This window comes from Micromonospora cynarisoli, from assembly GCF_030518815.1.
Lineage (GTDB): Bacteria > Actinomycetota > Actinomycetes > Mycobacteriales > Micromonosporaceae > Micromonospora > Micromonospora wenchangensis.
Genome location: NZ_CP130426.1, coordinates 1896257 through 1922943, shown reverse-complemented (window position 1 = coordinate 1922943; position 26687 = coordinate 1896257). Strand labels below are relative to the sequence as shown.

At 72.5% G+C, this 26687-nt stretch carries 24 protein-coding genes and 1 pseudogene; 10 read left to right on the top strand and 15 right to left on the bottom strand.

Annotated elements, in window-relative coordinates; genetic code table 11:
* Positions 1 to 37 precede the first annotated feature (37 nt).
* Positions 38 to 628, top strand: coding sequence for a DinB family protein (locus tag Q2K16_RS07995; RefSeq protein ID WP_302744474.1), 591 nt, complete (start codon positions 38 to 40; stop codon positions 626 to 628).
* Between the two features lie 36 nt (positions 629 to 664).
* On the opposite strand, the gene Q2K16_RS07990 is transcribed toward Q2K16_RS07995, so the two are convergent.
* Together Q2K16_RS07990 and Q2K16_RS07985 are read right to left on the bottom strand one after the other, a co-directional pair.
* Positions 665 to 1333: a DUF2306 domain-containing protein gene (locus Q2K16_RS07990; RefSeq protein ID WP_302744473.1), complete on the bottom strand. Its 669-nt coding sequence runs from the start codon at positions 1331 to 1333 to the stop codon at positions 665 to 667.
* Between the two features lie 148 nt (positions 1334 to 1481).
* A pseudogene (locus tag Q2K16_RS07985) lies at positions 1482 to 1646 on the bottom strand (response regulator transcription factor); the annotation flags it as partial.
* Between the two features lie 355 nt (positions 1647 to 2001).
* Between Q2K16_RS07985 and Q2K16_RS07980 the strand changes: the two are divergent.
* Together Q2K16_RS07980 and Q2K16_RS07975 are read left to right on the top strand one after the other, a co-directional pair.
* On the top strand, positions 2002 to 2712 hold the full coding sequence (locus tag Q2K16_RS07980) for a ThuA domain-containing protein (RefSeq protein ID WP_302744472.1): 711 nt from the start codon (positions 2002 to 2004) through the stop codon (positions 2710 to 2712).
* Positions 2682 to 3785 (top strand): Gfo/Idh/MocA family protein, encoded by a 1104-nt coding sequence (locus Q2K16_RS07975; protein ID WP_302744471.1) that lies wholly within the window; start codon positions 2682 to 2684, stop codon positions 3783 to 3785. The genes Q2K16_RS07980 and Q2K16_RS07975 overlap by 31 nt, the downstream gene beginning before the upstream one ends.
* 13 nt (positions 3786 to 3798) lie before the next feature.
* Here the strand turns inward: Q2K16_RS07975 and Q2K16_RS07970 are convergent, their stop codons facing one another.
* The 4 genes from Q2K16_RS07970 to Q2K16_RS07955 form a co-directional block, all read right to left on the bottom strand.
* Complete coding sequence (locus Q2K16_RS07970) at positions 3799 to 4887, bottom strand: alpha/beta hydrolase family protein (protein ID WP_302744470.1); 1089 nt, start codon at positions 4885 to 4887, stop codon at positions 3799 to 3801.
* Positions 4884 to 5237, bottom strand: coding sequence for a hypothetical protein (locus Q2K16_RS07965; RefSeq protein ID WP_302744469.1), 354 nt, complete (start codon positions 5235 to 5237; stop codon positions 4884 to 4886). The genes Q2K16_RS07970 and Q2K16_RS07965 overlap by 4 nt, the downstream gene beginning before the upstream one ends.
* An 89-nt stretch (positions 5238 to 5326) precedes the next feature.
* Positions 5327 to 5791 (bottom strand): TetR/AcrR family transcriptional regulator, encoded by a 465-nt coding sequence (locus Q2K16_RS07960; RefSeq protein WP_302744467.1) that lies wholly within the window; start codon positions 5789 to 5791, stop codon positions 5327 to 5329.
* A gap of 119 nt (positions 5792 to 5910) precedes the next feature.
* The gene (locus Q2K16_RS07955; RefSeq protein ID WP_302744466.1) at positions 5911 to 6981 is read right to left on the bottom strand and encodes a bifunctional NAD(P)H-dependent oxidoreductase/GNAT family N-acetyltransferase; all 1071 of its coding nucleotides are present in this window, start codon (positions 6979 to 6981) and stop codon (positions 5911 to 5913) included.
* Positions 6982 to 7012: 31 nt separating this feature from the next.
* Here Q2K16_RS07955 and Q2K16_RS07950 point away from each other — a divergent pair, with 31 nt between their 5' ends.
* Positions 7013 to 7519, top strand: coding sequence for a MarR family winged helix-turn-helix transcriptional regulator (locus Q2K16_RS07950; protein ID WP_302744465.1), 507 nt, complete (start codon positions 7013 to 7015; stop codon positions 7517 to 7519).
* On the opposite strand, the gene Q2K16_RS07945 is transcribed toward Q2K16_RS07950, so the two are convergent.
* The 7 genes from Q2K16_RS07945 to Q2K16_RS07915 all read right to left on the bottom strand — a co-directional run bounded on the left by Q2K16_RS07945 (position 7516) and on the right by Q2K16_RS07915 (position 17096).
* Positions 7516 to 8460: an acyltransferase domain-containing protein gene (locus Q2K16_RS07945; protein WP_302744463.1), complete on the bottom strand. Its 945-nt coding sequence runs from the start codon at positions 8458 to 8460 to the stop codon at positions 7516 to 7518. The two genes, Q2K16_RS07950 and Q2K16_RS07945, sit on opposite strands and share 4 nt — an antisense overlap.
* A gap of 48 nt (positions 8461 to 8508) precedes the next feature.
* Positions 8509 to 9684: a chorismate synthase gene (aroC, locus tag Q2K16_RS07940; protein WP_302744462.1), complete on the bottom strand. Its 1176-nt coding sequence runs from the start codon at positions 9682 to 9684 to the stop codon at positions 8509 to 8511.
* Between the two features lie 5 nt (positions 9685 to 9689).
* Positions 9690 to 10706 carry a pseudouridine-5'-phosphate glycosidase gene (locus Q2K16_RS07935; RefSeq protein WP_302744461.1) on the bottom strand — a complete coding sequence of 339 codons (1017 nt, stop codon included), beginning with the start codon at positions 10704 to 10706 and terminating at the stop codon, positions 9690 to 9692.
* Positions 10707 to 10800: 94 nt separating this feature from the next.
* The gene (locus Q2K16_RS07930; protein ID WP_302744460.1) at positions 10801 to 14790 is read right to left on the bottom strand and encodes an amino acid adenylation domain-containing protein; all 3990 of its coding nucleotides are present in this window, start codon (positions 14788 to 14790) and stop codon (positions 10801 to 10803) included.
* Between the two features lie 25 nt (positions 14791 to 14815).
* Positions 14816 to 15730 carry an EamA family transporter gene (locus tag Q2K16_RS07925; RefSeq protein ID WP_302744459.1) on the bottom strand — a complete coding sequence of 305 codons (915 nt, stop codon included), beginning with the start codon at positions 15728 to 15730 and terminating at the stop codon, positions 14816 to 14818.
* Positions 15727 to 16407 carry a uracil phosphoribosyltransferase gene (gene upp / locus Q2K16_RS07920; protein WP_302744458.1) on the bottom strand — a complete coding sequence of 227 codons (681 nt, stop codon included), beginning with the start codon at positions 16405 to 16407 and terminating at the stop codon, positions 15727 to 15729. The genes Q2K16_RS07925 and upp overlap by 4 nt, the downstream gene beginning before the upstream one ends.
* A 5-nt stretch (positions 16408 to 16412) precedes the next feature.
* Positions 16413 to 17096, bottom strand: coding sequence for a phosphoribosylanthranilate isomerase (locus Q2K16_RS07915; protein WP_302744456.1), 684 nt, complete (start codon positions 17094 to 17096; stop codon positions 16413 to 16415).
* 350 nt (positions 17097 to 17446) lie between these two features.
* Here Q2K16_RS07915 and Q2K16_RS07910 point away from each other — a divergent pair, with 350 nt between their 5' ends.
* Positions 17447 to 18343, top strand: coding sequence for a haloalkane dehalogenase (locus tag Q2K16_RS07910; protein WP_302744454.1), 897 nt, complete (start codon positions 17447 to 17449; stop codon positions 18341 to 18343).
* Between the two features lie 48 nt (positions 18344 to 18391).
* On the opposite strand, the gene Q2K16_RS07905 is transcribed toward Q2K16_RS07910, so the two are convergent.
* Together Q2K16_RS07905 and Q2K16_RS07900 are read right to left on the bottom strand one after the other, a co-directional pair.
* Positions 18392 to 20212, bottom strand: coding sequence for a class I adenylate-forming enzyme family protein (locus Q2K16_RS07905; protein WP_302744452.1), 1821 nt, complete (start codon positions 20210 to 20212; stop codon positions 18392 to 18394).
* Entirely contained in the window at positions 20209 to 21039 is an 831-nt protein-coding gene (locus Q2K16_RS07900) for an aminotransferase class IV (protein ID WP_302744450.1), read from the bottom strand. The genes Q2K16_RS07905 and Q2K16_RS07900 overlap by 4 nt, the downstream gene beginning before the upstream one ends.
* Positions 21040 to 21351: 312 nt before the next feature.
* Between Q2K16_RS07900 and Q2K16_RS07895 the strand changes: the two genes are divergently transcribed.
* Genes Q2K16_RS07895 through Q2K16_RS07875 form a run of 5 tightly spaced genes read left to right on the top strand, consistent with a single transcriptional unit; the run spans position 21352 to position 26659 of the window.
* On the top strand, positions 21352 to 22527 hold the full coding sequence (locus Q2K16_RS07895) for a sulfotransferase family protein (RefSeq protein WP_302744449.1): 1176 nt from the start codon (positions 21352 to 21354) through the stop codon (positions 22525 to 22527).
* Positions 22524 to 23771 (top strand): ABC transporter substrate-binding protein, encoded by a 1248-nt coding sequence (locus Q2K16_RS07890; RefSeq protein ID WP_302744448.1) that lies wholly within the window; start codon positions 22524 to 22526, stop codon positions 23769 to 23771. The genes Q2K16_RS07895 and Q2K16_RS07890 overlap by 4 nt, the downstream gene beginning before the upstream one ends.
* A gap of 38 nt (positions 23772 to 23809) precedes the next feature.
* Complete coding sequence (gene cysD, locus Q2K16_RS07885) at positions 23810 to 24742, top strand: sulfate adenylyltransferase subunit CysD (RefSeq protein ID WP_302744447.1); 933 nt, start codon at positions 23810 to 23812, stop codon at positions 24740 to 24742.
* Complete coding sequence (locus tag Q2K16_RS07880; RefSeq protein ID WP_302744445.1) at positions 24742 to 26004, top strand: sulfate adenylyltransferase subunit 1; 1263 nt, start codon at positions 24742 to 24744, stop codon at positions 26002 to 26004. The genes cysD and Q2K16_RS07880 overlap by 1 nt, the downstream gene beginning before the upstream one ends.
* A gap of 52 nt (positions 26005 to 26056) precedes the next feature.
* A complete protein-coding gene (locus Q2K16_RS07875; protein ID WP_302746401.1) occupies positions 26057 to 26659 on the top strand; it encodes a mycothiol-dependent nitroreductase Rv2466c family protein in 603 nt (200 codons plus the stop codon).
* Positions 26660 to 26687 lie beyond the last annotated feature (28 nt).

Here is a 26687-nt window from a genome sequence, read left to right as displayed (position 1 = left end):
CTCACGGGTGTCGTACCGGTGGGGGAGACTGGCGGGCATGACGGGACGGGACGATCCGAAGGCGGCACTGCGGCACTACCTCCGGGCCACCCGGGACGACCTGGTGTGGAAGCTGGAGGGGCTCGACGAACGCGAGGCCAGGCGGCCGCGCACCGCCACCGGCAACAACCTGCTGGGTCTGCTCAAGCACTGCCTGAACGTCGAGGCCGGCTACTTCGGCCCCACCTTCGGCCGGGAGTTCCCCAGCCCCGGCGAACTGGTCCCCGAGCACCTGTACGACGAGGACCCGCAGGCGGACTGGTACGCGCGGGCCGACGAGACGAAGGGCGGGCTGATCGACCTGTACCGCCGGGTGGGGGAGTTCGCCGACCAGACGATCGCCGAGTTGCCGCTCGACGCGCCGGGGCGGGTGCCGTGGTGGCGACCGGGGCACCAGGACGTGACCCTGCACCATATCATCATCCACGTGACCTGCGATCTCGCCCGGCACGCCGGCCACGCCGACATCCTGCGCGAGCAACACGACGCGACGGTCGGCTGGCGACGGGAGAATCCGCACGTCATCGACGACCAGGGCTGGCCGGCGTACGTCGCCAAGCTGACCGCGCTCGCCGACCGGTTCGCCTGACCCGCCGACCGGCCCACCCGGGGAGGGGAGGGCCCGTCATCCCGTGGCGGCGAGCGTCGCCTGGCGGGCCGCCGCGACCGGGCCGGGTCGCCGCCTGCGGATCAGCCACTCGGCGACGAGCAGGTTGAGCGTCCAGGCCGCCCCCATGAGCAACGCCCGGGACAATTCGGTCGTCGGCCGCACCGCCAGCGCCCAGGTCGACAGCAGCACGCCCTGGGTCCCCGCGCCCTGGGCGATCGCGTAGCCCCGCATCATCCAGGCCCGGTGCTGGTGCAGCCGTCGCCGTCGAATGGCCACGAAACCGGCGGCGACGGCGACGAACATGCCTGCGGCGAACAGGTAACGCAGCACCATGAGCAGCGGACCGTCGCCCGGTGGCAGCGGATAGGTGGCGTTCATCCACCATCCGGTCGCGGCCACCATCAGTCCACAGCCGACCAGCGCCCGGCCCGCCCGGCGGTGCCAGGTCCGGTGGCGGTGCCGGAAGCCCGGCGCGAACTGGAACGCCCCCAGCAGGCTGAACGTGACGGCGGCGGCGATGTGCAGCAGCACCGGGACCGGTGCGGCGAAGAAGCGTTCGTTGGCGGGGGTCACCTCGGCCCCACCGGAGAGGGCGGCCACCCGCAGCGCGCCGCCGAAGGTGGGGAGCGCGCTGAGCGCGATGAGCCCGGTGAGGAGGGGCCAGTCCCGTCGTCGCGTCGTCATGACCCGAGCATGGCGACCGGACCCGGCCGGCTCATCGGTCCACGGGCCGCCGTCGGACCGGCCGATGGTCGGGGCCGTCGACCGTACTTTCGGCGGCGTCCGTGGTGGAGGGACCCGGCCGCGACCGGCGTCGCCCGGAGAGCCCGGCTCAGCCGCCGCCGCGCAGCCGGTCGGTCTCGTACGCCCACATCGCGACCTCGACCCGGTTCCGCGCACCCAACTTCGCCATCAGGCTGGCGACGTGTGTCTTGACCGTGCTCAGCGTGATGTGCAGCTCGGCCGAGATCTCGGTGTTGGTGCGTCCGCGGGCCACCGCGCCCGGCCGGCAGCAACCAGGCGAGCGTGCGGACGGCGACACCCGGGCGGCTCCTCGGCCTCGTAGCGGCGCAGGGCGGCGACGGGCTCGTTACCGGCCAAGGTACGGGCAGCGCCGACGGCCAGGCTCGACCCGTCGCCGAACAACGACACCGCTGCGCCCGTGGACGCCCCCACGGCCCCGGCGTCGCCGCGGTCCGGTCCGTCGGCGGTGCCGTGATCCGCGCCGGGCCGATCGTGTCGGCGGAGCCGAGTACGGTTTCGGTGCCCGGCCGGCACGCCCGGCGGCGATCCGTCGCCGGGGCGGCACCGGCCGGCCCGGCCGGCGACGACGACGGTGGAGGGGAGCGAGCGTGACGCAGCGCAGAGCACTGGTGGTACGCGGTGGCTGGGAGGGGCACCAGCCGGTCCGGGCGACGGAGTTGTTCCTGCCGTTCCTGGCGGACAACGGCTACTCCGTACGCATCGAGGAGTCCACCGAGGTCTACGCCGACGCCGCCGCGATGGCCGGCACCGACCTCGTCGTGCAGTGCATGACGATGGCCGAGATCACCGCCGACCAGGTGGCGGGCCTGAGCGCGGCGGTCGTCGCCGGGACGGGCCTGACCGGCTGGCACGGCGGCATCGTGGACGCGTTCCGCGCCTCGTCGGACTACCTGCACCTGGTGGGCGGGCAGTTCGCGACGCACCCGGGGCGGGAGCCCTGCGAGCGGCGCGGCGGGGAGGAGGACAACTTCCTCCCGCACACGGTGACGGTCACCGATCTCGGCCGCCAGCATCCGATCACCGCCGGGATCGCCGACTTCGAGCTGGTCACCGAGCAGTACTGGGTGCTGCACGACGACCTGGTCGACGTCCTCGCCACCACCGTCCACCCCACCCGCGACTGGCACCCCTGGCACCGGCCGGTCACCTCGCCGGCGATCTGGACCCGGCGGTGGGGCGCCGGCCGGGTCGTCGTGACGACCCCGGGGCACAGCCTCGACGTGCTGGAGCACCAGTCCGTGCGGACCGTCATCGAGAGGGGCATGCTGTGGGCGACCCGCACCGCGTCGGCGTCGTAGGGCTCGGGGTCATCTCCCGCGCCTATCTGGACACCCTGGCCCACCATCCCGAGCTGCGCGTCGTCGCGGTGGCCGACCTCGACGCCGACCGGTCGGCCGCAGCCGCCGCGACCCTCCCCGACGCCGAGGCGATGAGCGTCGCGCGCCTGCTCGACCACCCCGACGTGCAGACGGTGCTCAACCTCACCGTCCCCGCCGCGCACGTGGAGGTCTCGCTCGCCGCGATCGACGCCGGCAAGCACGTGTACGTCGAGAAGCCGCTCGCCGTGGAGCTGCCGCAGGGCCGTACGGTCCTCGACCGGGCCGCCTCGGCCGGGGTGCGGGTGGGCTGCGCGCCCGACACCGTCCTGGGCACCGGCACGCAGACGGCCCGCGCGGCGATCGACGGTGGGCTGATCGGGCGTCCGCTGGCCGCCTCGGCCGTCATGGTCACCCCCGGCCACGAGCGCTGGCATCCCCACCCCGACTTCTACTACGCCCCGGGCGGCGGCCCGTTGCTGGACATGGGCCCCTACTACCTGTCGGCGCTGATCCACCTGCTCGGTCCGGTCCGCGCGGTGACCGGTACGGCCAGCCGGCTGCGCCCGGAACGGGTGATCGGCAACGGCCCGCGTCTCGGCGAGCGCGTCCCCGTCCTGGTGGACACCCACGTGACAGGCGTGCTCGAACACGACAGCGGGGTGCTGTCCACCATCACGACCAGTTTCGACGGGGTGACCACGACGGCCGCGCCGATCGAGGTGCACGGGGAGACCGGCACCCTCGCCGTGCCCGACCCGAACTACTTCGACGGCGAGGTCCGGCTGTGCCCCCTCGGCGGCGACGGCTGGCAGGTGCTCGCGCCGACCGCGGGCTACCGGGACGGCACCCGGGGCCTCGGCCTGCTCGACGCCGTCCGGGCCGACGACACCCGGGCCCCCCGGGCGGGCGGTGACCTGGCGCTGCACGTCCTCGACACGATGACCGGCCTGCTCCGGTCGGCGGCCGAGGGGCGGCGGATCGCGCTGGGCACGACGGTGCGACGACCTCACCCCGTGCCGCTCACCGAGGCCGAGGACTGGCAGGGACGCTGAGCGGGGGCCGCGTCTATCTGGTGCCATGCCTCATGAACCGGTGCAGTGCGTCGAGTGTCGCCGGGGCGAGCACGCCCGGATTCGTGGGGTCGGTCAGATCGTGCGCCACGTCGGACAGCACGATCCGGCCGGGCCCGCCGGTGTGCGCCCGCCTCAGCGCCGTTGCCAGCCGCGTGGTCGTGGGGCACGGGACCTGCTGGTCGATGGTTCCGCAGGTGAGCAGGGCAGGGGTCCGGGGCGGTAGCCGGCGTGCGACCGAGGCGGGGTCGATGGCGTCGATGGTCTCCACGTAGCGCCGGTTGGGGCCGCCGAGGGACTGGAAGAGTGCGGCGAGGGCGGGCGGCATGCCTGTGGTGTCCGGCGGGCGGTGCGCCCGGAGATCGGCGACGGCCTGGTCGATGGCGCGTCCGATGGCGCGTTGCTCCTGCCGGCTCAGCTGACCTGCGGCGACGGCGGCGGCGAGTTGGTCGTGCAGTTGCCGGGCGAGCACGTCGAGGAACCGTTGTGCCAGGGGTTGCAACAGCCCGACTCCGGCTGCACGAGGTTCGGTGGTGACCGCGACCTGTAGTGCCGTCAGTGCACCTTCGCTGTGCCCGATCAGCCGTACCGCTCGCGGGTCGACCTCGGGCTGGCGGGCGAGTAGCCGGTATGCGGCATCGGCTTGGCGGACGAAGGCGGGATAGTCGATCGTCTCGGGCTTCCCGGCGTAGGCGCCCAGCCCGGTCCGGCCCGTGCCGTACTTGTCGAAGCGCAGGCTGACGGCTCCGTCGCTCGCCAGCGCCTCGGCGAGTTTGGCCAGGGTGTGTGGGGTGAGCGCGGGCGGTTGGTCGCCGTTGCGGTCGGTGGGGCCGCTGCCGGGCAGCAACAACACGGCCGGCAGCTGCTGCCCCCGGCGGTGGGCGGGGATGTGCAGGGTGCCGTACGTGACGGTGCCGTCCACAGTGAAGGTGATCTCGCGGTCCGTGGCGGGCGTGGTCGGCACGGACCGCACGGCGGCGGCGGGCAGGGCCCCCGCGGCGATGCTCCCGACCACGACGGCGCCGATCGCGGCTCTCCGGGCGATCCGGCGGGCGGCGTGCGGCATCCGGCCGAGCGGGTTCATCGCAGGACCGCCTTTTCGATCAGGGCGACCGTGGCGGCCGGGTCGACGACCTCCACCACCAGGCGGGCGTAGTGCTCGTCGGCGAGTTCGATGACGACGGCGCGGGCACCGTCACGGATGTTCCAGAAGACGCGTTCACCGTCCTGATGGAAGGTGCCGGCCGTGATCACACCGGGCAGACTCGTTCCCGGTGCCCGAAGGCCCTTGGGTTCGGCGGCGATCCCCGGGTCGGCGGTGGCACCGCGGACGTTTGCCAACGGGATCACCAGACGGCTCTTGAGCGACCACAACCTGTCCATACCCTCGATCTCCACGACGAGATCGTCGCCGTCGATGCGGACACTGGCCATGTCGACAGTCCTTTCGTAGGCCCGGCGGCACCGGCCGCGGGGCATGGTGGGGCACCGGCGTGAGCGGTGCCGGGCGGGGGAGGGCGGCGCTATGAAGGGTCGGCCGTCGTCGCGGCGGCCCGAGCCCGCAGCCGCTCGCCCAGCAGGGCGTTCAACGCGGTCGAGTGCGAGCCGTCGGTGTGGTTCGCCGGTGCCCGCTGCAGGGCCTGATCCAGCGCCTGCCACGCCTTCGTCACGAGGGCCGCCACCTCGACGTCGCGGGGGGCGCGCTCAACCGCCGCCAACAACAGCAGGTCGAGTGCGGGGTCGTCGGCGACCTCTGCGCCGGCGGCGAGTTGCTCGGTCAGCGGCGGTAGTCGGTGATCGAGGTGCCACCGCAGCGCGGCGAGATACAGCCCCCGCTTGCTGCCGAAGGTTTTGTACAGACTGTTGCGGTGCACTCCCAATTGCTGGACGAGGTCGTCGACGGACACCCCGTCGTAGGCCCGGCCCGCGAACAGCTCCGCCGCCGCGGCCGTGACGACTTCTTCGTCGAAACCCCTCGGGCGGCCCATGCCGAGAACACTAACGATTAAGGAACGACCAGTCAAGAACGATCGTTCCTTATCCCGGCGGCCGCCACCGGTCGGCAGACCCGGCCCTGGGTACGCCTGCCCGTCGGCCGGCGGGCCGGTCAGCGTCCGGTGTCGGGCAGTCGCTTCGCCAGGCGGACGGTGCCGTCCGGGCCGGCCGGTGACACCGGCCGGTAGCCGACGCTCTGGTAGAGGGCGATGTTGCGCAGACTCCTGGCCCCGGTGAACAGTTGGATGCGGCGGCACCCCGGTCCGGCGGTGACCTCGGCGGCCCGCAACAGCCACCGCCCCACCCCCCGCCCGCGCAGGTCGGGTACGACGGCGAGCCGTCCCAGGTGGCAGTCGGTGCCGTCGGGGCGGGTCCGCACCATGCCCAGCAGCCGTCCGTCGCGCCAGAGGCCGGTGGTGTGCCAGTCCGCCAGCCACTGCCGCACCTCCGCCACCTCCTCGTGCAGCGGTGGAATGGCCAGGGTGTCGTTGACCAGGGCCTCCTCCGTCCAGCAGCACCGTTGCAGCACGGTGACCTCGGGCGCGTCGTCGACGGTCAGCCGCCGGGCGTACGACCCCGGCAGCGGGCCGGGCGTGGCCCGGTCGCGCTCGCGCATCGGCCGCAGGGCGTGGGCGAGCCGGACCACCTCGTCCAGCAGGGCGACGCCGGTCGCGTCCCGGTCGGCGTCGGGGCGCAGTCGGCCGTCGTGCACGGCGTCGCCGGTACGGAAGGCGACCGTGACGCCCGTCGGGACCAGCCGCAGCGCGGTCACCACCTGCTTGGCGTGCTGGACGGCCCGGGTGCCGGCCGAGGTGTGGCCGTAGCTGACGAAACCGATCGGCTTCCACGCCCACTCGGTGCCGAGGTGGTCCAGCGCGTTCTTCAGCGTCGCCGGCATCCCGTGGTTGTGCTCCGGGGTGACGGCGATGAAGCCGTCGGCCGCGTCGACGGTCGCGCTCCAGCGGCGGGTGTGGTCGTGCCGGTGCACGCGCGACGACGGCGCTTCCTCGTCGTCGAGGAACGGCAGGTCCAGGTCGCCGAGCGCCACCGGCACCACCTCGACGTCGAGTGCCGCCGCCCGGGGGGTGAGCGCGTCGAGCAGCCACCGGCTCACGGCGGGACCGAGCGCGCCCGCACGCGTGGCGCAGGTCAGCGCGAGGACACGGAGCGGTTTCGTTGACATGGAAACGAAGGCTAGATGCTAAATTGATTACATGTCAACGAAGTCGGGGCCGGTGCGGTGGCTGGAGCCCGCCGAGGAACGGGCCTGGCGGGCCCTGCGGCGTGTGATGGTCGCCGTCCAGGCCGGCACCGCGCACGACCTGGCGGCGGTCGGCCTGTCCGAGGCCGACTACGAGGTGCTGAGCACCCTGTCGGAACAGCCCGCGCAGACCAGCACCCTCGGTGTGCAGGCCGACAAGATGGGCTGGTCACGCAGCCGGCTGTCCCGGCACGCCAGCCGGATGGAAGCGCGCGGACTGCTGCGCCGCGCACCCGACCCGGCCGACGGGCGGGGCTGCCTGCTCGTGCTGACCGGGCAGGGGATGGTCGCCCTGCGCGACGCCGCGCCGGTGCACGTCGAGTCGGTACGGCGGCACCTCGTTGACCGGCTCGCCCCGCAGGATCTCGCCGCCCTCGAACGGATCGCCGGCCGGCTGACGCAGCCCCGGGCCGACGACGACCCCGCCGGGCCACCACCGGCGGGAGCGGGCCACCCCTAGAGCGGGAACCGCCCGTGCCGCCAGTGCCAGTGGCCCCCGGCGGCCAGGTGGTCGACGACCGCGCGTTGCAGCACGGTCCGCCGGGGCAACTCGTCGAGCGGGGTGCTGAGCGTACGGAAGGCGAACCGGCGCACCTCGACGTCGGCGTCCGGCCCGTCGGCCGGCACGTGGGGGAGCAACTCGAAGCGGCGCTGGAACCGGATGATGTTGGAATCCTCGGGCAGGTAGTCGCGCAACTGCGGGTCGAGCAGCCAGGAGCCGCAGGAGAAGGCGGTGTAGTGCTCGTCGGGGAAGTGCCGGGGGAAGAACTCCCGGGCCTCGTCGAGCGACGCGTCGACCGCCTCCGGGGTCAGCGGCCCCGCGTCGGGGACGTGCAGGCCGATGGCCGTACCGCCCCGCTCGTGCTGGAGCCGGCCCAACTCGTAGAGGCCGCCCCGGGCGTGCAGGGTCAGCCAGCTCTGCATGACCGGCCAGCCCTCGCCGCGCATCCGCCTGTCGATCGCCAGGTTACGACCCAGGTCGGCGAGGGTCGCCCAGGTGACGGAGCCGGCGATGCCGTGCTCGCGGTGGTATCCGCCGACCACGTCGACCAGGGCGAGGTAGACGTAGACGTACAGGTGCCGCCAGGCCGGCCCCCGGTCGCGGGGCAGCTCCGGGCCGGGCGACAGCCACTCGTGCCCGCCGAGGTCGGCGCGGACCAGGGCGGTCGAGCGGTCGAGCAGCCAGCGCAGCTCCGAAGTCCACAGCGGAGAGTCGTGTTCCGGCCAGCCGGCCATGATCTCGGCGGCGTCGTCCGGTCGTACCGCCAGCCGGTCGAGCAGGGCGGGCGCGTCGGCGCGGGCGGGCAGCGGGGCCGACGGCCGGTCACCGGCGAGCCGGTGCACCCGCTCGACCTCCTCGACGGGCACCCCGAGCCGGTCGGCCACGGCATCCAGGTCCACCGGCCGATCGTACCGGCCGGCCGACCCGCCGGGAGCCCCCGCCACCGGTCAGATGATCAGGGTGTCGAGGTAGCCGGTCAGGTTGCGGCGGATCTCGGCCACCGAGTCACCACCGAACTTCTCCACCACCGCCTCGGCCAGGACCAACGCCACCATCGCCTCCGCGACCACCGCCGCCGCCGGCACCGCACACACATCCGACCGCTGGTTGATCGCCGTCGCCGGCTCCCCGGTCGTGACGTCGACCGTGGACAGGGCCCGGTTCAACGACGAGATCGGCTTCATCGCCGCCCGCACCCGCACCGGCTCACCCGTGGTGATCCCACCCTCCACCCCACCCGCCCGATCCGTCACCCGACGCACCCCCGAAACCGTCGGCACGATCTCGTCATGCGCCTGCGAACCCCGCGACCGCGCCTGCAACCACCCATCCCCGATCTCCACACCCTTGATCGCCTGAATCGACATCAACGCCGTCGCCAACCGGGCATCAAGCTTCCGATCCCACTGCACATGACTCCCCAAACCCGGCGGCACCCCATAGGCAAGGACCTCCACCACACCACCCAACGTGTCCGCCGCCCTCTTCGCCGCATCCACCTCGGCCACCATCCGCGCACTCGCATCCGGATCCAGACACCGCAACGGGTCCGCGTCGATCCGCTCCGCGTCCCCCGGCACCGGCCGCAAACCCGGCTTCACCACCACCGACCCCAACTCCACCACGTGCGACACGATCTCGATGCCGAGGGCCTGCTTCACCAGCGCCTTCGCCACCGCCCCCACGGCCACCCGGGCGGCCGTCTCCCGCGCACTGGCCCGCTCCAGAATCGGCCGGGCATCGGTGTGACCGTACTTCTGCATACCGGCCAGGTCGGCATGGCCAGGCCGAGGACGGGTCAGCGGGGCATTACGGGCCTGACCCGCCAACTCGTCCGCATCGACCGGATCGGCGGCCATCACCGTCCGCCACTTCGGCCACTCCGAATTCCCCACCCGAACCGCCACCGGACTACCCAACGTCACACCATGCCGCAGGCCACCCACGACCTCGACCTCGTCCCGCTCAAACGCCATCCGCGCACCCCGGCCATAACCCAACCGCCGACGCGCCAACTCCCCCGCGATGTCACCGGTGGTCACCGCCACCCCGGCCGGCACCCCCTCCAACAACGCCACCAGAGCCGGACCATGCGATTCACCTGCAGTCAGCCAACGCAACACAGCGGTCACCCCCGCAGACCGGGCAGCGCGTGCGCCACCCCGTCGGCGGCCGGGGCCGGGGCGTCGGCGGCGGCCGGGTTCCCCAGGTCGGCCAGGTGGCGGGCGTGGGCGGCGGCGAGCTGGCCCCCGGTGCGGGCGGTGCTGATCAGCACCGCCATGTTGGCCCGGGAGGACCGGCCCCGGGTGGCCGCGTCGACCGCGCGCATCAGGTACTTGGTGATGGCGTTGCCGCGTACCCCGTCGCGCCGGGCGGCCACCACCGCCTCCTCGATGGCCCGGTCGACCTCGGCGTCGTCGACGGCCTCGGCGGCGTCGACCGGGGTGGTGATCAGGAAGGCGCTGTGGTTGCCCAGGGCCCAGTGGTTCTCCACCGCGCGGGCGACGACCGTCGGGTCGTCGACCCGGCAGGGGCTGGGGATGCCGCTGGAGACGCAGTAGAAGGCCGGGAAGTCGGCGGAGCGGTAGGAGACCACCGGCACCGAGTGGGTCTCCAGGTATTCCATGGTCAGCCCGAGGTCGAGGATCTTCTTGGCCCCGGCGCACACCACTGCCACCCGGGAACGGGTGAACTGGATGAGGTCCGAGGAGATGTCCATGCTCGTCTCGGCGCCCCGGTGCACCCCGCCGATGCCGGCGGAGGAGAAGAACGCGATCCCGGCCAGGTCGGCGGCGATCAGCGAACTCGCCACGGTCAGCGCGCCCATGCCGCCCCGGGCGAGGGCCACCGGCAGATCCCTGGCGCTGACCTTGGGGATGCCCGGCGTGGAGGCGAACCGTTCGATGTCCGCCGCGGTCATGCCGACCCGGATCACCCCGTCGTCGACCGCGACCGTCGCCGGCACCGCGCCGCCCTCCCGGACGGCGTCCTCCACCCGGTGCGCGGTGGCGGCGTTGTCCGGGTAGCGCAGGCCGTGGGTGATCACGTTGGACTCCAACGCCACCACGGCCCGCCCCTCGGCGAGGGCGTCGGCGACCTCCTCACCCAACCGCATCTCGACGGTGGAGTGGACCTTGCGTGTCATGCTGGCTCCTCGGTCGGTCCGGTCCGGTGCGTCGGGACCGGTGTCGGGCAGGACGGGTGCGGGTGGGTTCGGCACGGTGCGGGCCGGGACCGGCTCACTCCTCCAGGACCGCCTCCAGCGCGATGGACACCGCGTCCTCGTCGCAGCCGAAGGCTCGGGTCATGGCGCGGGTGACGGCGGTCACCAGCCGGTTGTGCTGCTCGTCGGTGAGCGCGATCGGCAGGTGGGTGATGCTCACGTGCGGGCGGACCGGGCGGCGGCGGGACCGGGCGGGCAGCGCCGCCACCACCTGGTGCACCCCCGGTTCGCGCAGCACCCCGTAGTGGTCGGCGGCCAGGTCGACGACGACGGGGGAGAGGCTGCGGCGGGCGACTGCGGTGTCGAGGAAGGACTCCTGGTCGCCACGGGTACGCAGCACCGTCACCGGGGCCCGCACCGGCCGCCTGGCGAGTTCGGCCTCGGTGTGCCGCAGCCCGTACGTCCGGGCGACGACCCCGGTGATCCGGCGGACCAGCGGCAGGTCCAGGGCGGGGAAGTGCCGCCTGACGAACGCGGTGAAGCCCTCCTCGTCCACGACGGTGGCGAGGCACTCCTCGATCACCGGACCGGTGACCGTGCCGGCGAACACGGAGCACAGCACCGCCAGGTACGTCGGGTTGGTGAAGCTCGCCGTGTCGGCCGTGCCCGGTGCCACCGGCACCCGTACCCGGGGTGACCCGGGGGCGATCAGGACGAGCTGGTCCACCTGCTCGCCGGCCTGCTCCAACTGGTACGCCGCCTCGACGGCGACCCGGGTGCCGAACGAGTAACCCCACAGCGTGTACGGGCCCCGGGGTTGCCGCTCCCGGATCGCCCGGACGTCCTCGGCCGCCATCCGGGCGATCGTCCGGTAGGGCTCCTCGCCCGGGTTCACGCCGTACGCCTGCACGCCGTGGAAGGGGCGTCCGGCGGTGCCGGCGAGCAGCCTCAGGTTCATCGGGTAGCCGCCCAGCCCCGGCCAGCAGTAGACGGAACGCCCCTGGCGGCCCGGCGCCAACGGCACCAGCCGGGACCCGCCCTGCTGGTCGCGGCGCGCGACCCGTCGGGCGAGTTGTGCGACCGTCGGGTTGTCGAAGATGACCTGCATCGGCAGCGCCGCGCCGAACGCCCGGTTGAGCCGGTTGATCAGGGCGACGGCGATCAGCGAGTTGCCGCCGCAGGCGAAGAAGTCGTCGTGGACGGAGACGTCGTCCTGGCGGACCGCCTCCCGCCACAGGCGGGCGATGCGACGTTCCAGGTCGGTACGGGGTGCCACGAACGGCCGTTGCGGGCCGGGTTCGTCGGCGACCCGGGCGGCGAGCGCCGTGAGGTCGGTCTTGCCGTTGGCGGTCAACGGCATCCGGTCGACGATCACCACCTTGTTGGGCAGCATGTAGTCCGGCAGCCGACCGGCCAGGTCGTCGCGGATCAGCTCCGCCGGGCCCTTCATGTGGACGACGTCCTCCTTCATCCCCCGGCCGGCCACCTGGGCGGCGCTGACCCGCCCACCCACGGCGAAGTACGACGGCCCGTCGGGCAGCCCGTGCCGGCGCAGGATGCCCCGGATGCGGTGGGCCGACGGCAGGTCGTGGCCGGTGTCGGAGCTGTAGCCGGAGGACATGAAGCCGAAGCCGAGGTCGTTCATGGACAGTCGTTGCAGGACGCGTCCCAGGTCGACGTAGCGCCGCCACCGGGTCGACGTCGTGCTGATCATGCTGATGCCGATCGCGGCCCGGTCGTACACCTGCTGGTTGATGGCGATGACGTGCTGGCGCTGCACCAGGGCGTCGTCGAGGCGGACCAGCTCGCCGCGGTGGTACCGGTACTGCCCGGCGGGCAGGTCGACGCCCCGGTCCGGGTGGACCTGGACGTACAGGTCGATCTCGTCGCCGGGCGGCGGGGCGTACGGCGTGACCGCGAAGCTGCCGAGGTAGAGGTCCTCGGCGGCGCAGTCGAGGTGCCTGACGGTCTGCGGCGCGTGGTCGACGGCCGTGATGCCCAGCCCGTACCCGGGCAGGACCTGTTCCAGCAGGCCGACCAGGTGGCCGGTCTCGATCTCCAGGACCTCGCGGATGTTGTTCTGGTAGACCGGTTCGATGGCCCGCCGCCTGCCCACGAGGTGCAACCGGACGGTCGGTTCGGGCCGGGGCGGGGCGGGACTGATCAGGACCAGTTCGTGGGTGAGCGGGTGGTGGTAGTAGTAGCCGGACGGCTGTCCCCACAGCTGGTGCAGCTCCAGGTAGACCTGGGTGGCGTTGAGCGCACCCGGCGAGGCGTAGCCGTACTTGGGCAGCAGCCGTTCGTCGCTGACGAACTGCCCGAGGTAGCGGACGATCTCCCCGAAGGTGGCCAGGTCGAGCCGCCCGAGCGGGCGCGGCGGCACCGGGCCGGGCCGGGCCGGGCGCAGCAGCGCCAGCAGGTCGGCGCGGGTGACCGGCGGGCCCTCGTAGAACCGGTAGGTCTTGCGGGCGAACACCCGCCGCGCCTGCTCCGCGGTGGGTTCGGCCCCGGGCAGCGCGAGCACCGCCCGCCCGGCCAACTCCTCAGGGGTACGCACCCCGACGTGCGACAACTGCGCCCGGACCTGGAGCCGGCTCTCCTTCGACCGGTGGTGGGCGCCCTGCCGGCCCTGGTCCATCAGTGCCGCCTCGCGCGGGTTGAGTTCGACGACGGCGAGCAGGTGCGGATGCCCGGTACGCGGATCGTCACGGACCAGCACCCCCGCGTGCCGGACCCACTGGTGGGCCTCCACGGCGAGGCGTACCTCGTCGAGTTCGACCCGGAACCCGCGCAGCTTCACCTGGTTGTCGACCCGTCCGACGAACCGTACGGTGCCGTCGGCCTGCCAGGCGGCCAGGTCGCCGGTGCGGTAGAGCCGTTCGCCGGTGACCGGGTCGGGTACGAACCGTTGCGCGGTCAACGCCGGCCGGTGCAGGTAGCCCCGGGCGAGCTGGATACCGCCGATGAGCAGTTCCCCGACGGCGTCCCCGGTCACCGGCACGTCGTCGGCGTCGACGATGACGTAGCGCAGGCCGGTGACGGGCCGGCCGATCGACACGGACTGCCCGGTGGGATCGAGCCCGGCCGGGTCGACGGTGAACGCCGAGGAGTTGATCGTGCACTCGGTGGGGCCGTACAGGTTGACCAGTGTGCCGGGGTGCGCCTTGAGCACGTCGGCGGCCAGTGCGGTGGACAGCGCCTCGCCGCCGGTGAAGATCTGCCGCAGGCTGGTGCAGGTGCCGAGACGCTCGGTGTCGACGAGCGCCCGCAGTAGGGTCGGCACGCACTGCAGGGCGGTCACGCCGTGGCGGCGGATGCTCGCGATGATGGCCTCGGGGTCGCGGTGCAGGCCGGGGGTGCCGGCGACGACTGTGCCACCGCAGGCCGGGGCGAGGATCTCCCACTGCGCGGCGTCGAAGCTCATCGGGGTCTTCTGCAGGACGACGGCCTCGTCGAGCCGGTAGGCGTCCCGCAGCCAGCGCAGTTGGCTGACGATGCTGCGGTGCTCGATCATCACCCCCTTGGGCCGACCGGTGCTGCCGGAGGTGTAGATGACGTAGGCCAGGTCGCCGGGGCGTGGCCGGTGGTCGGGCACGTCGGGTGGGGACGTGTCGTGCCACGCACTCAGCGGCACGACGGCGGTGTCGGGCGGGACCAGGTCGGTCAGCCGCTCGACGAGGTCGTCCTGGGCGACGACGAGGCGGACCCGGGCGTCGGCGGCCATGTAGCGCAGCCGCTCGTCGGGGTAGTCCGGGGCCAGCGGCAGGTAGGCCGCCGAGGCGTACAGGATGCCCCAGGCCCCGACGACGAGCCCGGCGGACGGTTCGGCGAACAGGCCGACCCGGTCGTCGGGGCCGGCGCCGCGCTCGCGGAGCTGGGCGGCGAGGGCACGGGCCCGGCGGGCCAGCTCCCGGCGGGTGACGCCGTCCGGCCCGTGCCGGACGGCCACCGCGTCGGGGTCCGCCCGGACCTGCTCGTCGAGCAGGTCCGGCAGGGTGGCGGCGGGTGGGTGGTGGGCGTCGGTGCCCGGGTCGTGGGCGTCGGTGGTGGCGGGCGTGGTGCGCATGCTTCCCCCTGTGGTGGGTGACGCCTCACCGGCTGGTCAGCGCCGGTGACGCCACCGGCTCCCCGGCGGGTGGCGGTGCCGGCGGGGACGACCTGCGTTGGGCGAGGGCGACTGCGGCGACGATGACCAGGCCGCCGACGAGCTGGGTCAGGCTGAGCCGTTGGTCGAGGAAGGCGAAGCCCAGCAGGCTGGCGACGATCGGGCTGACCAGGCTGAGGAACGACGCGGCCAGGGCGGGCAGCCGTTCCAGGCCGCGGAACCAGACCGCGTAGCCGAACAGCGATCCGACGATCCCCAGGTAGGCCAGTCCGGCGAGGTTGGGGCCGGTGAGGTGGTCGGGCAGCCCCTCCATCAGCAGGGTGGTGGGGAGCAGGACGAGCCCGCCGGCGGTGAGCTGCCAGCCGGTGAACTGCAACACGCCCACCCCGGGCGGTCGGGCCCACCGTTTGGTCAGCACGATCCCGCCGGCCATGCTGGCCGCTCCGGCCAGGGCCGCGACGACGCCGAGCGGGTCGAGCGCGGCAGTCGGGCGCAGCACGAGCAGCGCCACCCCGGTGGCCCCGAGCAGGCACGCCACGACGTGCAACGGCCGGATGCGGTCGCGTAGCAGCAGCGCGGCGAGGATCAGCACCAGCATCGGCTGGAACGACATGATCAGCGCCGCGACGCCGCCGGGCAGCCGGTAGGCGGCGACGAAGAGCAGCACGAAGAACAGGCCGATGTTGAGGGTGCCGAGCACCAGCGCCCGCCAGATCCACGTGCCGCGTGGCACCACCCGTCCGACCGCCATCAGGGCGAGCCCGGCGGGCAGGGCGCGGGCCAGGGCGGCCAGGTAGGGCCGGCCCGGGGGCAGCAGTTCGGTGGTGACCAGGTACGTGCTGCCCCAGATCGCCGGGGCCAGCGCGGTGATCCCGACGTCGCCGATTCCGCCGCGCCTCATCGGGGCTGGTCCGTTCCGAAGTAGCGGTCACCGAAGTCGCCTATGCCGGGCACCATGTAGGCGTCGGCGTTGAGGCGTTCCTCGATGGCGGAGGTGACGATCCGGACCCGGGGGTGCCGGGCGTGCACGGCGCTGATGCCCTCCGGCGAGGAGAGCAGGGTGACGAAGACGACGTTCTCCTCGAACACGCCGTACTCGCGCAGCAGCCCGAGGGCGGCCAGCGCGGTGCCGCCGGTGGCGAGCATCGGGTCCAGCAGCAGCACCTGGGACATGGCGATGTCCGGGGGCAGGGCCGCGTAGTGGAAGTGCGGCAGCTTCGTCGTCCGGTCCCGCTGGATCAGGATCTTGCCGATCCGGGTCTGCGGCAGCATGGCCCGCAGTTCGGACTCCATGCTCTCGCCCGCGCGGGCGATGGACACCCCGCAGACCGGCGCGGCCGGGCGCAGCCCGTGGTAGGTCTGCCCGACCGGGGTGCGCACCTGCGCGGGGACGACCGGGAGCAGGTCGAGGGCGGTGTCGAGGAGCAGCCGGAAGATCTGGGCGGAGGTCTGCACGAAGTCGGCCCGGGAGGCGTCGCGGTCCCGGATGACCGTGTGCAGCGAGCGCAGCCGGTTGGTCTGCGGCAACAGGTGCAGCCGGTCGGTCACGGTGGTGGGGTCGATGGCGGTGTCGGTCATGGCTCTCAGTCCTGTCCGGCGAGGTCGGCGAACGCCTGACGGGCGGCGGTGACGAACCGGCGTACCTTGGCGCGGTCCTTGCGGCGGTCGGGGCCCTCCAGGCCGGTGTGCGCGTCGACGGCGGCGGGGCGTACCGCCGCGATGGCCGCCGCCACGTTGTCGGGGTTCAGGCCACCGGCGAGCATCAGCGGCCGGGGCGCGACGCGGACCAGCTCGGCGCTGACCGACCAGTCGTGGGTGAGACCGGTCGCGCCCTTGGCCCCGGTGGCGGGGTTGAAGCTGTCGGTGATGTACATGTCGACCCACTCGGCGCTCTCGTCGACGATCTTGGTCAGCTCGTCGATGTTGTCCTCCTTGACCACCAGGCTCTTGAGGACGTAGAGGTCGGGGTCGATCCGGCGCAGCTTCTCCAACTGGGCGGGCTCGACGTCGCCGTGCAACTGCACGGCGGTGACGCCGAGGTCGGCGCAGAACTGCCGGATCTCGTCGGCCTCGGTCAGGTAGGTGATCAGGACGCCCCGGTGCCGGGGCTGGATGGCCGCGACGATGGCCGCGGCGTCGGCCTCGGACAGATCCTCGTTCTTCGCCGGCAGCCGCAGGGCGAACCCCAGCCAGTCGGCGCCCTCCGCGCAGATCAGGTCGGCCTCGTCCTGGTCGATGACCCCGGCCACCTGGATCAGTCCCTGCATCTGCTGCTCCCTCTCGTGCGAATAGCCGGTCAGGATCTCCACCGACGGAGATCCCACATGGGTGTCGAGAGGAACGTACGAAACGAACGGCGCCGGGGGACAGGCCCATGTCCGGCCCCGCGTCGGTGCCACTTCCACAGGTGGCCCCACCCGACGACGAAGGGGCCCCACCTGCGCACGGTGGAGCCGAAAATGATTCGCCATGTCATTGTTTGAATTCTCGCGAACAATTCATGAATGGCACGGCCCCGCTGAGCGTGAAACGGCCACCGACGACGGGACACGCCGTCCCGACGATGCCACGGAATTGCCCGGACCCCTTGCTATCACTGGGCCGAGGAGGTCCACCAGTGACAACAAGTTCCACACCCGCCGCGGCTCCCGTCTCCGCGGCCGACCCGCATCCGCGCCGGCGCATCGACCTGTGCGGGACCCACCTGTCGTACGTCGACGTGGGGGCCGGGGACCCGATCGTGTTCCTGCACGGCAACCCCACGTCCTCGTACCTGTGGCGCAACGTCATCCCGGCGGTGCGCGACCTGGGCCGCTGCCTCGCCCCCGACCTGGTCGGCATGGGCGACTCCGGTCCGGCGTCCGACGGCGGCTACCGCTTCACCGACCAGGTGCGCCACCTCGACGCCTGGTTCGACGCCGTGCTGGGCGACCGGCCGGTCACGCTGGTGCTGCACGACTGGGGTTCGGCGCTGGGGTTCCACTGGGCGGCCCGGCACCCCGAACGGGTCCGGGCCCTCGCCTACATGGAGGCGATCGTCCAACCCCGCCGGTGGAGCGACTTCGAGGCCGGCCGCGACCAGCTCTTCCGCGCCATGCGCTCGCCGGAGGGGGAACGCCTGGTGCTCCAGGAGAACTTCTTCGTCGAGGTGGTGCTGCCCCGCAGCGTGGTACGCCCCCTGTCGGAGGCGGAACTGGATCAGTATCGCCGGCCGTTCGGTGACCCCGACTCCCGGCGACCCACCCTCGCCTTCCCCCGGGACCTGCCCATCGAGGGCGAACCGGCGGACGTGACCGCCGTCGTCGAGGAGTACGGCCGGTGGCTGGCCGCCTCCCCGGTGCCGAAGCTGCTGGTGGTCGCCGAGCCGGGGGCGTTGCTGACCGGCCGGGCCCTGGCGTTCGCCCGGACCTTCCCGAACCAGCGCGAGGTCACCGTCACCGGCAGCCACTACGTGCAGGAGGACTCACCGGACGAGATCGGCGCCGCCCTGCGGGACTTCGTCACCGCCAGGTGAGCACGGCCGTGGGGCGGGCGGTGGGAACCACCCGCCCCACGGGGCCGGTCAGGCGGCGGAGGTGGCCCGCTCCTCCTGCGGCGTCCCGGCGGGCGCCGACGAGGCGCTCAGCTCCCGCAGGATCGACTGCTCGGTGCGGGTCCGCGCCACGTCCAGCCCACCGTCGTCGTCGGTCAGCAGGAGCTGGGCGAACTGCGCGCGCACCTCACGCTTGAGCACCTTGCCGGTGACGCCCAGCGGGATCTTGGTGTCCCCCTTGGAGATGACCGTCGCGGCCAGCTCGTGCCGGCCCGCCGCCCGCAGCGCCCGGTTGATCCGGATCAGCAGCTCCTCGGCGGTGAGGTCCGACTGGTCGATCAGGCGCAGCGCGGCGATCGGGGCGAACGAGGTCGGCTCGACCGGGTCGACCACCCCGACGACGGCGCAGTCCACGACCGCCCGGCACGCCTTGAAGATCTCCTCCTCGATGGTGAGGCTGTAGACCGGGCCGCGCCGCGTCGTGATCACGTCCGTGGTCCGGTCGTAGTGGTAGAAGCGGCCCTTCTCGTCCTTGTAGCCGATGTCACCGGTGAGCCAGTAGCCGTTGCGGATCGACTTGTGCGTCAGCTCGTGGTTGCCCCAGTAGCCCAGGGTCACCGTCGGGGTGTGCACCGCCAGGTAGCCGACCTCGTTGGGGCCCAGCTCCCGACCGTCCTCGTCGAAGACCACCGCGTCCTCGACGATCGGCTCCGGGTAGCCGACGCAGCGGTCGTAGGCGTTGGTCTTAGGGCCGTGGATGTTGAGGAACAGGGCCATGCCCATCTCCGAGGCGCCCAGCCCGTCCAGGTAGTGCGACCCCGGCCGCCAGCTGCCGTTCTCCCGGTGCCGGCCGAGCCGGACCAGCTCCCGGACGTGGGCCTCGTGCGAGGCGTCCGCCGTGCTGATCCAGGTCGTCACGTTCGCCGCGGCGGACGGCTCCAGGCCGAGCGCGAGCATCTCGGTGAAGGTGATCGGGAAGCCGGTCACCACGCTGGGCTTCCACCACCGCATCGCCTGGGCCACCGTCGCCCCGTCCTGGGACTCCATGACCAGGGTGGGCAGGCCGATCAGGGTGGCCATCATCATGTAGCTGTAGCCCGACGAGTGCGAGGCCGGGAAGGCCAGCAGCATCTTGTCGTCCGGACCCGACGGCAGCGTCATGATCCGGGGGCGCTTGCCGGCGAAGAACTGGCGGTGGCCGAACGTGGCGGCCTTCGGCATGCCGGTGGTGCCCGAGGAGTGCGAGATGAGCACCGGGTCGCGGTCGCCGTGCCGGTACGGGTAGACCCCGGGCAGCGGGCCGGCCGGCGGCGCGGCGTGCATCGCCTCCTGCGAGGCGGTGAACCGGAACGGACGCGCGTCGGCCATGCCGTTGAGCAGCGGGCCGAGCTTGTCCGCGTCGACCACCACGCCGACCGCGTCGAGCCGGGAGAGGTACTTGGCGGCGGTGTCGGGCACCATGTTCGGGTTGATCACGGCGGGGATCGCGCCGAGGCTGTTGAGCGCCAGGAAGTGCACGAAGCTCGCCATGCCGTTGCGGGTGAAGACCCCCACCCGGTCGCCGTGGGTGACCCCGGCGTTGTGGTACCACCTGGCGTACCGCTCGGTCTGGTCGCGCAGCGTCGCCAGGCTGTAGACGACCAGGTCGTCGGGGCCGCCGCCGGGCGGCAGGTGGTGGAACAGCGGGGCGTCGTGGTCCTGCCCCCGCTCCAGGGCGTGCCACAGGAAGTCACCCGCGCCGAGCTGGCGGGTGGCCAGCAGCTCCAGCCGGGCCCGCAGCCCCCGGTGCGACCGCCCGAAGTGCATACGCGGGACCGATGCCAGATAACGCTGTAGTGACCTGAGCTTCATGGTGCCTCCTCGGTGCTTCGGTGCGGCCAGATGGCCTCGGGGTCGGGCAGGGGTTCGGTCAGCGCGTCGAGATGGGCGCGCCAGTCGTGCAACCGCCGCGCGTCGGCGGGGGCGGTCGGCTCTCCGTTGATCCGGGTCAGGACCCGGATTCCGTGCAGGGCACTGGTGATCCACACCTCGCTGTCGAGCAGCTCCGCCACGCTCGGCAGCCGGTGCCGTGCCGGCATCCCCAGCTCGGCGCAGCGGTCCAGCAGCAGCCGCCGGGTGACGCCGGGCAGGATCCGCCCGTCCTCCGGTGGGGTGTGCAGGATGCCCGACGACCACCAGTAGATCGTGCTGAACGCCCCCTCGCGGACCAGTCCGTGCTCGTCGCAGAGCAGGGCCTCGTCGGCGTCCGCGTCGTGGGCGGCGGCTCTGATCTTCTCCAGTTCCTCGAAGTCCGGCCCCTTGAGGTGGGGCAGCCGCCGGGGGTCCGGATGCGGCCACAGCCAGCCACGTGCCTGGTCGACCCGGGGCGGTGCGGGCCGCAGCCGCAGGGCCAGCCGCTGGGTGGGAACGAGGTGCAGTTCGATGCGGGGGAACCACACCCCGGAACGGGGCAGCGCCGTGGTGACCGACGCCCCGAAGGCCGCCACCCGGTGTGCCGGGACCCCGAACCGTCGTACGGCCGCGCCGAAGCGCTGCCAGTGCAGCCGGTACGCCCGGGCCCGGCCGTCGGTCAGGAGCCAGGAGTCGGCCACCACGGGGCGGTACCGACTGTCCTCGATTCCTTCGCGGACCCCCGTCTCCCACAGCAGCAGTGGGACGGCCCGAGTCGCCGGCGGCATGATCTCCTCCGATCCGTGGTGCGTCGCCGATTGGCTGGGCCGACCATAGGGCGGCCGTTCGGCACTGCTCCAGAGCCACGTTGACGCCGTACTCCGGGCCACTTGTCACCCCTCGGCTTTGGTCCCGTGCCAACCACTGATGTGGCCCTGTACCGACAGTGGTCGGGTGCCTATCGTCGCTACCTACCGTGATCGCTGTTCACATTCGTCACCGTCCGTCGGCACGTCCGGCCCGGTGGAGGCGGGGGCACCGACCGCACGGACCGGCAGCCCGAGCCGCCGCGTTTCCAGCCAGACAGAGGGGAGTACGCCGTGACCGCCGTCATCGAACCCACTCAGGACACCTACCGGGTGGACGAGTTCGTCGAGGCCGCCCGAGCGAGGGCGGGAGTCCCGGACTTCGAGTTCGCGCACCTCGACGCCCTCGACCGGCTGCTGCGGGCGTTGGACACCGAGGGCGGCCTGAACGAGGCCGGTCGCCGGTCGGTCCGGGGTGCCCTGGTCGCCGCGCTCGCCACCCAGGCCGCCGCGCACCGGGCCCGGGTGAAGAACCCGGAGATCGCCTCGGTCGAGATCCACCAGCCGGTGTTCGTCACGGGCATGACCCGCAGCGGCACCACGCTGATGCACAACCTGCTCGGCCAGCACCCGGACCTGCGCGCCCCCGACCTGTGGGAGCTGATGGCCCCGGCGACCGACGACCGCGACGAGGCGACCCGGCAGGCGCTCGTGCAGGCCGCGGAGAACTTCTGCGTCGACTACTACACCGTCGCGCCGGCGCTGAAGCCGGTGCACCTGTGGGAGCCGCACCGCCCCGACGAGGACCACCGGCTGACCGCCCCCACGTTCAAGACGATGGCGTACGAGCTGCGCTACACGGTGCCCAGCTACGGCGAGTGGCTCCGGACCCAGGACCAGTACGACGCCTACGACTACCACCGCTACCTGATGCAGCACATCGTCTGGCGGGTGCCCACCGACACACTGGTCCTCAAGGACCCGTTCCACCTGTGGCGGGCCGACGCGCTCGCCCGCACCTACCCGGACGGCCGGCTGATCTACATGCACCGCGCCCCGAGCGTCACCATCCCCTCCACCTGCAGCCTCACCGAGATCATCCGACTCGCGCGCGCCGACCGGGTGGACCGCCTCGCGCTGGGTAGGCTCTGGACCGAGCGCTTCGCCCAGATGCTCGACCTGTACGCGCGGGCCGAGCAGGAGCAGCTCAGCGGCACCCCGGTGCTCAACGTCGACTACCAGCGGCTGATGGCCGACCCGATCGCGGTGATGGCCGAGATCTGCGACTTCCTCGGTGCCCGCTGGGACGGCCAGGTCGAGAAGGCGTTCCGCGACTACCTCGCCGCGAACCGCAAGGACAAGCTCGGCAAGCACGTCTACCGGGCCGAGGACTACGGCCTGGACGCCGACGAGCTGGACGAGCGCTTCTCCGCGTACCTGACGAAGTACCAGATCGGAGGACGGGCGTGAGCACCACGTCGGAGCCCACGGTGTTGGCGACGATCACCGAGCAGGTCCGCGCGTTCGCCCGTACGGTGGACGGCGCTCCCACGGTCACCGTCGGCATCGTGACCCCGCTGTCCCTGCCGGGCGACCCGACGGCCGGCACGCTCACCGCACGCGGCGCCCTGATCGGCGCGGAGTACGTCCGCGACCACGGCGGCATCCGCGACGGCCTCCAGTTCGACTTCGTCGTCCGCGACGACCAGGAGACCGTCGCCCTCGACGGCGGCACGATGCCCCGCTCGGCGGTCGGCGCGCTGGCGAAGGTCGCGATCGTCGACCAGGCGTTGGCCGTCCTGGGGCCCTGGCACCTGCGCTACACCGAGGAGGTCGCCGACCTCGCCGACCGGATCGGGGTGCCGCTGTTCATCGAGAACGCCCACCCCGGGGTCACCGCGCAGAAGCGCCGGGCGGTCTTCCGCACGTTCACCTCGATGGCCGAACGCGCCCCGGTGCTGATCCGGTTCGCCGCCGACCAGGGTTTCCGGCGGGTCGGCCTGATCCACGCCGACACGGTCTTCGGGCGCAGCGCCGCCGCGCTGCTCACCGCCGAGTTGCAGGCGGCCGAGGAACCCATGGAGCTGTACTGCGTGGAGTTCGACCAGGAGTCGACGACGGACCTGCGTCCCCAGCTGCGCGAGATCCAGCAGTGGGGGCCGGACGTGGTGATCAACGTCGGGGTGGTGCGCACCAACCACCTCATCGTGCAGCAGGCGGCGGAGATCGGGCTGCTGCCGCAGGTGCCCATGCTGGCGCCGTTCCAGTGGCCGCTGCGGGCGCCTGACTACTGGAAGGCGCTCGGCGCGCACGGCCTGCACCTGGTGTGGCCGGCCACCCAGTTCAGCCCGAACTGGTCGGGGCTGACCCCGATCGGCAGGTGGTTCGTGGACCGCTACCGCGACACGTACGGCACGATGCCGCCGGACACCGCGCTCAACGCCTTCACCGACATCACGATCATCGCGCAGGCCCTGCGGCAGGCGGACCGGGTCGGCCGGGCGGAACTGATCGACGCGCTGGAGAAGGGCACCTTCGACACCTGGCGCGGCCCGGTCAGCTTCACCCGGGGCGAGACCCACTGGCACCACAGCCCACCCCCGGTGGTGCTCCAGCAGTACCAGGAGATCGACCAGGACATCTCCACCGTGCCGATCGTCTACCCGCCCGAGCTGCGTACCGCCGGGTACGTGCGGCCGGGCTCCTCGACCTGACCGGCCCGACCGGCCGACACCTGTGGGGAGACAACGCCATGGCGTTCACTTCGACCGCATCCGAAACCTCATCCGACCTGCGGATGTCCTACCTCGACGTCCTTGAGGCCGAGGCGGTGCACATCATCCGTGAGGTGGCGGGCACGCTGGAGCGTCCCGTCCTGCTGTTCAGCGGCGGCAAGGACTCCGCCGTGATGCTCCACCTGGCCCGCAAGGCGTTCCTGCCGGGCCAGCTGCCCTTCCCCGTGCTGCACGTCGACACCGGGCACAACTTTCCCGAGGTGATCGAGTACCGCGACAAGGTCGTGGCGGAGCACCAGCTCACGCTGCGGGTGGCGCACGTGCAGGACTACATCGACGACGGCCGGCTCACCGAACGGCCCGACGGCAGCCGTAACCCGTTGCAGACCGTCCCGCTGCTCGACGCCATCACCCAGCACCGCTTCGACGCCGTGTTCGGCGGCGGGCGGCGCGACGAGGAGAAGGCCCGGGCCAAGGAGCGGGTGTTCTCGCTGCGCGACGAGTTCGGCCAGTGGGACCCCCGCCAGCAGCGCCCCGAGCTGTGGAACCTGTACAACGGCCGGCACGATCCGGGCGGGCACGTGCGGGTCTTCCCGCTGTCGAACTGGACCGAGCTCGACGTGTGGCACTACATCGCCCGGGAGGAGATCCCCCTGCCGGCCATCTACTTCGCCCACCGGCGTCAGGTCTTCCTACGCAACGGGATGTGGCTGGCGCCGGGGGAGTGGGGCGGTCCGCGCCGCGACGAGCAGGTGCAGGAACGCACGGTGCGCTACCGCACCGTCGGGGACATGTCCTGCACGGGCGCCCTGGAGTCCGGGGCCGCGACCATCGACGAGGTGATCGCCGAGATCAGTCTGTCCCGGATCACCGAGCGCGGTTCGAGCCGGGCCGACGACCGGATGTCCGACACCGCCATGGAGGACCGCAAGCGGGAGGGGTACTTCTAGTGACCACACTCAGCATCGACACCACGCGCGACGGCGAGCTGCTGCGGCTCGCCACCGCGGGCAGTGTCGACGACGGAAAGTCCACCCTGGTGGGCCGGCTGCTCTACGACTCCAAGTCGGTGCTGGCCGACCAGTTGGAGGCGGTCGAGTCCGCCAGCCGCGCCCGTGGCTACGGCCAGGCCGACCTCGCCCTGCTGACCGACGGGCTCCGGGCCGAACGCGAACAGGGCATCACCATCGACGTCGCCTACCGCTACTTCGCCACCGGCAACAGGCGGTTCATCCTGGCCGACACCCCTGGGCACGTGCAGTACACCCGGAACATGGTCACCGGCGCGTCCACCGCGCACCTGGCCGTGATCCTGGTCGACGCCCGGCACGGCGTGGTGACCCAGACCCGGCGGCACACGGCGGTGGCCGCGCTGCTGCGCACCCCGCACGTGGTGCTGGCGGTCAACAAGATGGACCTGGTCGGCTTCGCCGAGGACCGGTTCGCCGAGATCGACGACGAGTTCCGCCGGCTGGCGGGTTCGCTCGGGGTCCCCGACGTGCGGTCCATCCCGTTGTCGGCGCTGCGCGGCGACAACGTGGTCGACGCCTCGACCGAGATGCCCTGGTACACCGGGCCGACCTTCCTGCAACACCTGGAGCGGGTGGACCTCGACGAGGACCTGACCGCCCTGCCGGCCCGGCTGCCGGTGCAGTACGTCCTGCCCGACGGGTCGCTCGCCGGTCAGCTCGTCGCCGGCCAGCTCCGGCTGGGGCAGCAGGTCCTGGTCACGCCCGCCGGCCGGCCGGCGGTGGTCACCGCCATCGGGCGGCTCGGCACGCCCATCGAGAACGCCCGCGCCGGCATGTCGGTCAGCGTGAAGCTCGACGGTGAGGGCGAGGTCGGACGCGGCGACATGATCGTCGCGGCGGACCGGATCCCGACGACGACCCGGCAGGTCACCGCGACGCTGTGCCACGTCGCCGAGCGTCGGCTCGCCGAGGGCGCCCGGGTCCTCGTCCAGCACCAGACCCGGGTGGTCGATGCGACGGTGACGTCGATCGTCGACCGCCTCGACCTGGCCACCCTGGAGCACACCCCGGACTCCGACCCGCTGGCGGTCAACGACATCGCGACCGTGGTGCTGGACCTCGACGAGCCGATCGCCGCGGACCCGTACCGCCTCATCCGGGGCACCGGGTCGCTGCTGCTCATCGACCCCGCCGACGGGGCGACCCTCAGTGCCGGCCTGGTGGGTCCGGCTTTCCGATGAATCAACCGAAGGATGTACGACGGTGCCCGAAGTGAACCGAATCCTGGTGGACATGTTCGTCGACCCGGTCTGCCCGTGGGCGTGGCTGACGTCCCGGTGGCTGCTCGACGCCGAGCGGCAGCGCCCGATCGAGGTACGGTTCAAGATCATGAGCCTGTCCGCCCTCAACGAGGGACGTGCCGACATCGACGCGTTCTACCAGCGCAACATCGGACCGTGGCGGCGGCCGGTGCGGGTGCTGATGGCGGCCGAGCAGCAGCACGGGCCGGACGCCGTCCGGTCGCTCTACGACGCCATGGGCACCCGCCGGCACGTCAAGGGCCAGTCGTACGGGCCGGCCCTGTACAAGGCGGCGCTCACCGAGTGCGGGCTGCCCGGTGAGCTGGCCGACGCGGCGGACGACGCCGGGCTCGACGACGCGGTGCGCAAGAGCCACCAGGCGGGGATGCAGCCGGTCGGGCTGGACGTCGGCACCCCGACGATCCACGTGCACGTGCCCGGCGGCGATCCGGTGGCGCTGTTCGGCCCGGTGGTCACCCCCGCCCCGCGGGGCGAGGACGCCGCCCGGCTCTGGGACGGCTTCCTCCTGGTCGCCCAGACGCCCGGGTTCTACGAGCTCAAGCGCAGCCGCACGAGTGGCCCGCAGACCCGCTGACGACAGGTCGGGGCGGTGCCATCTCCAC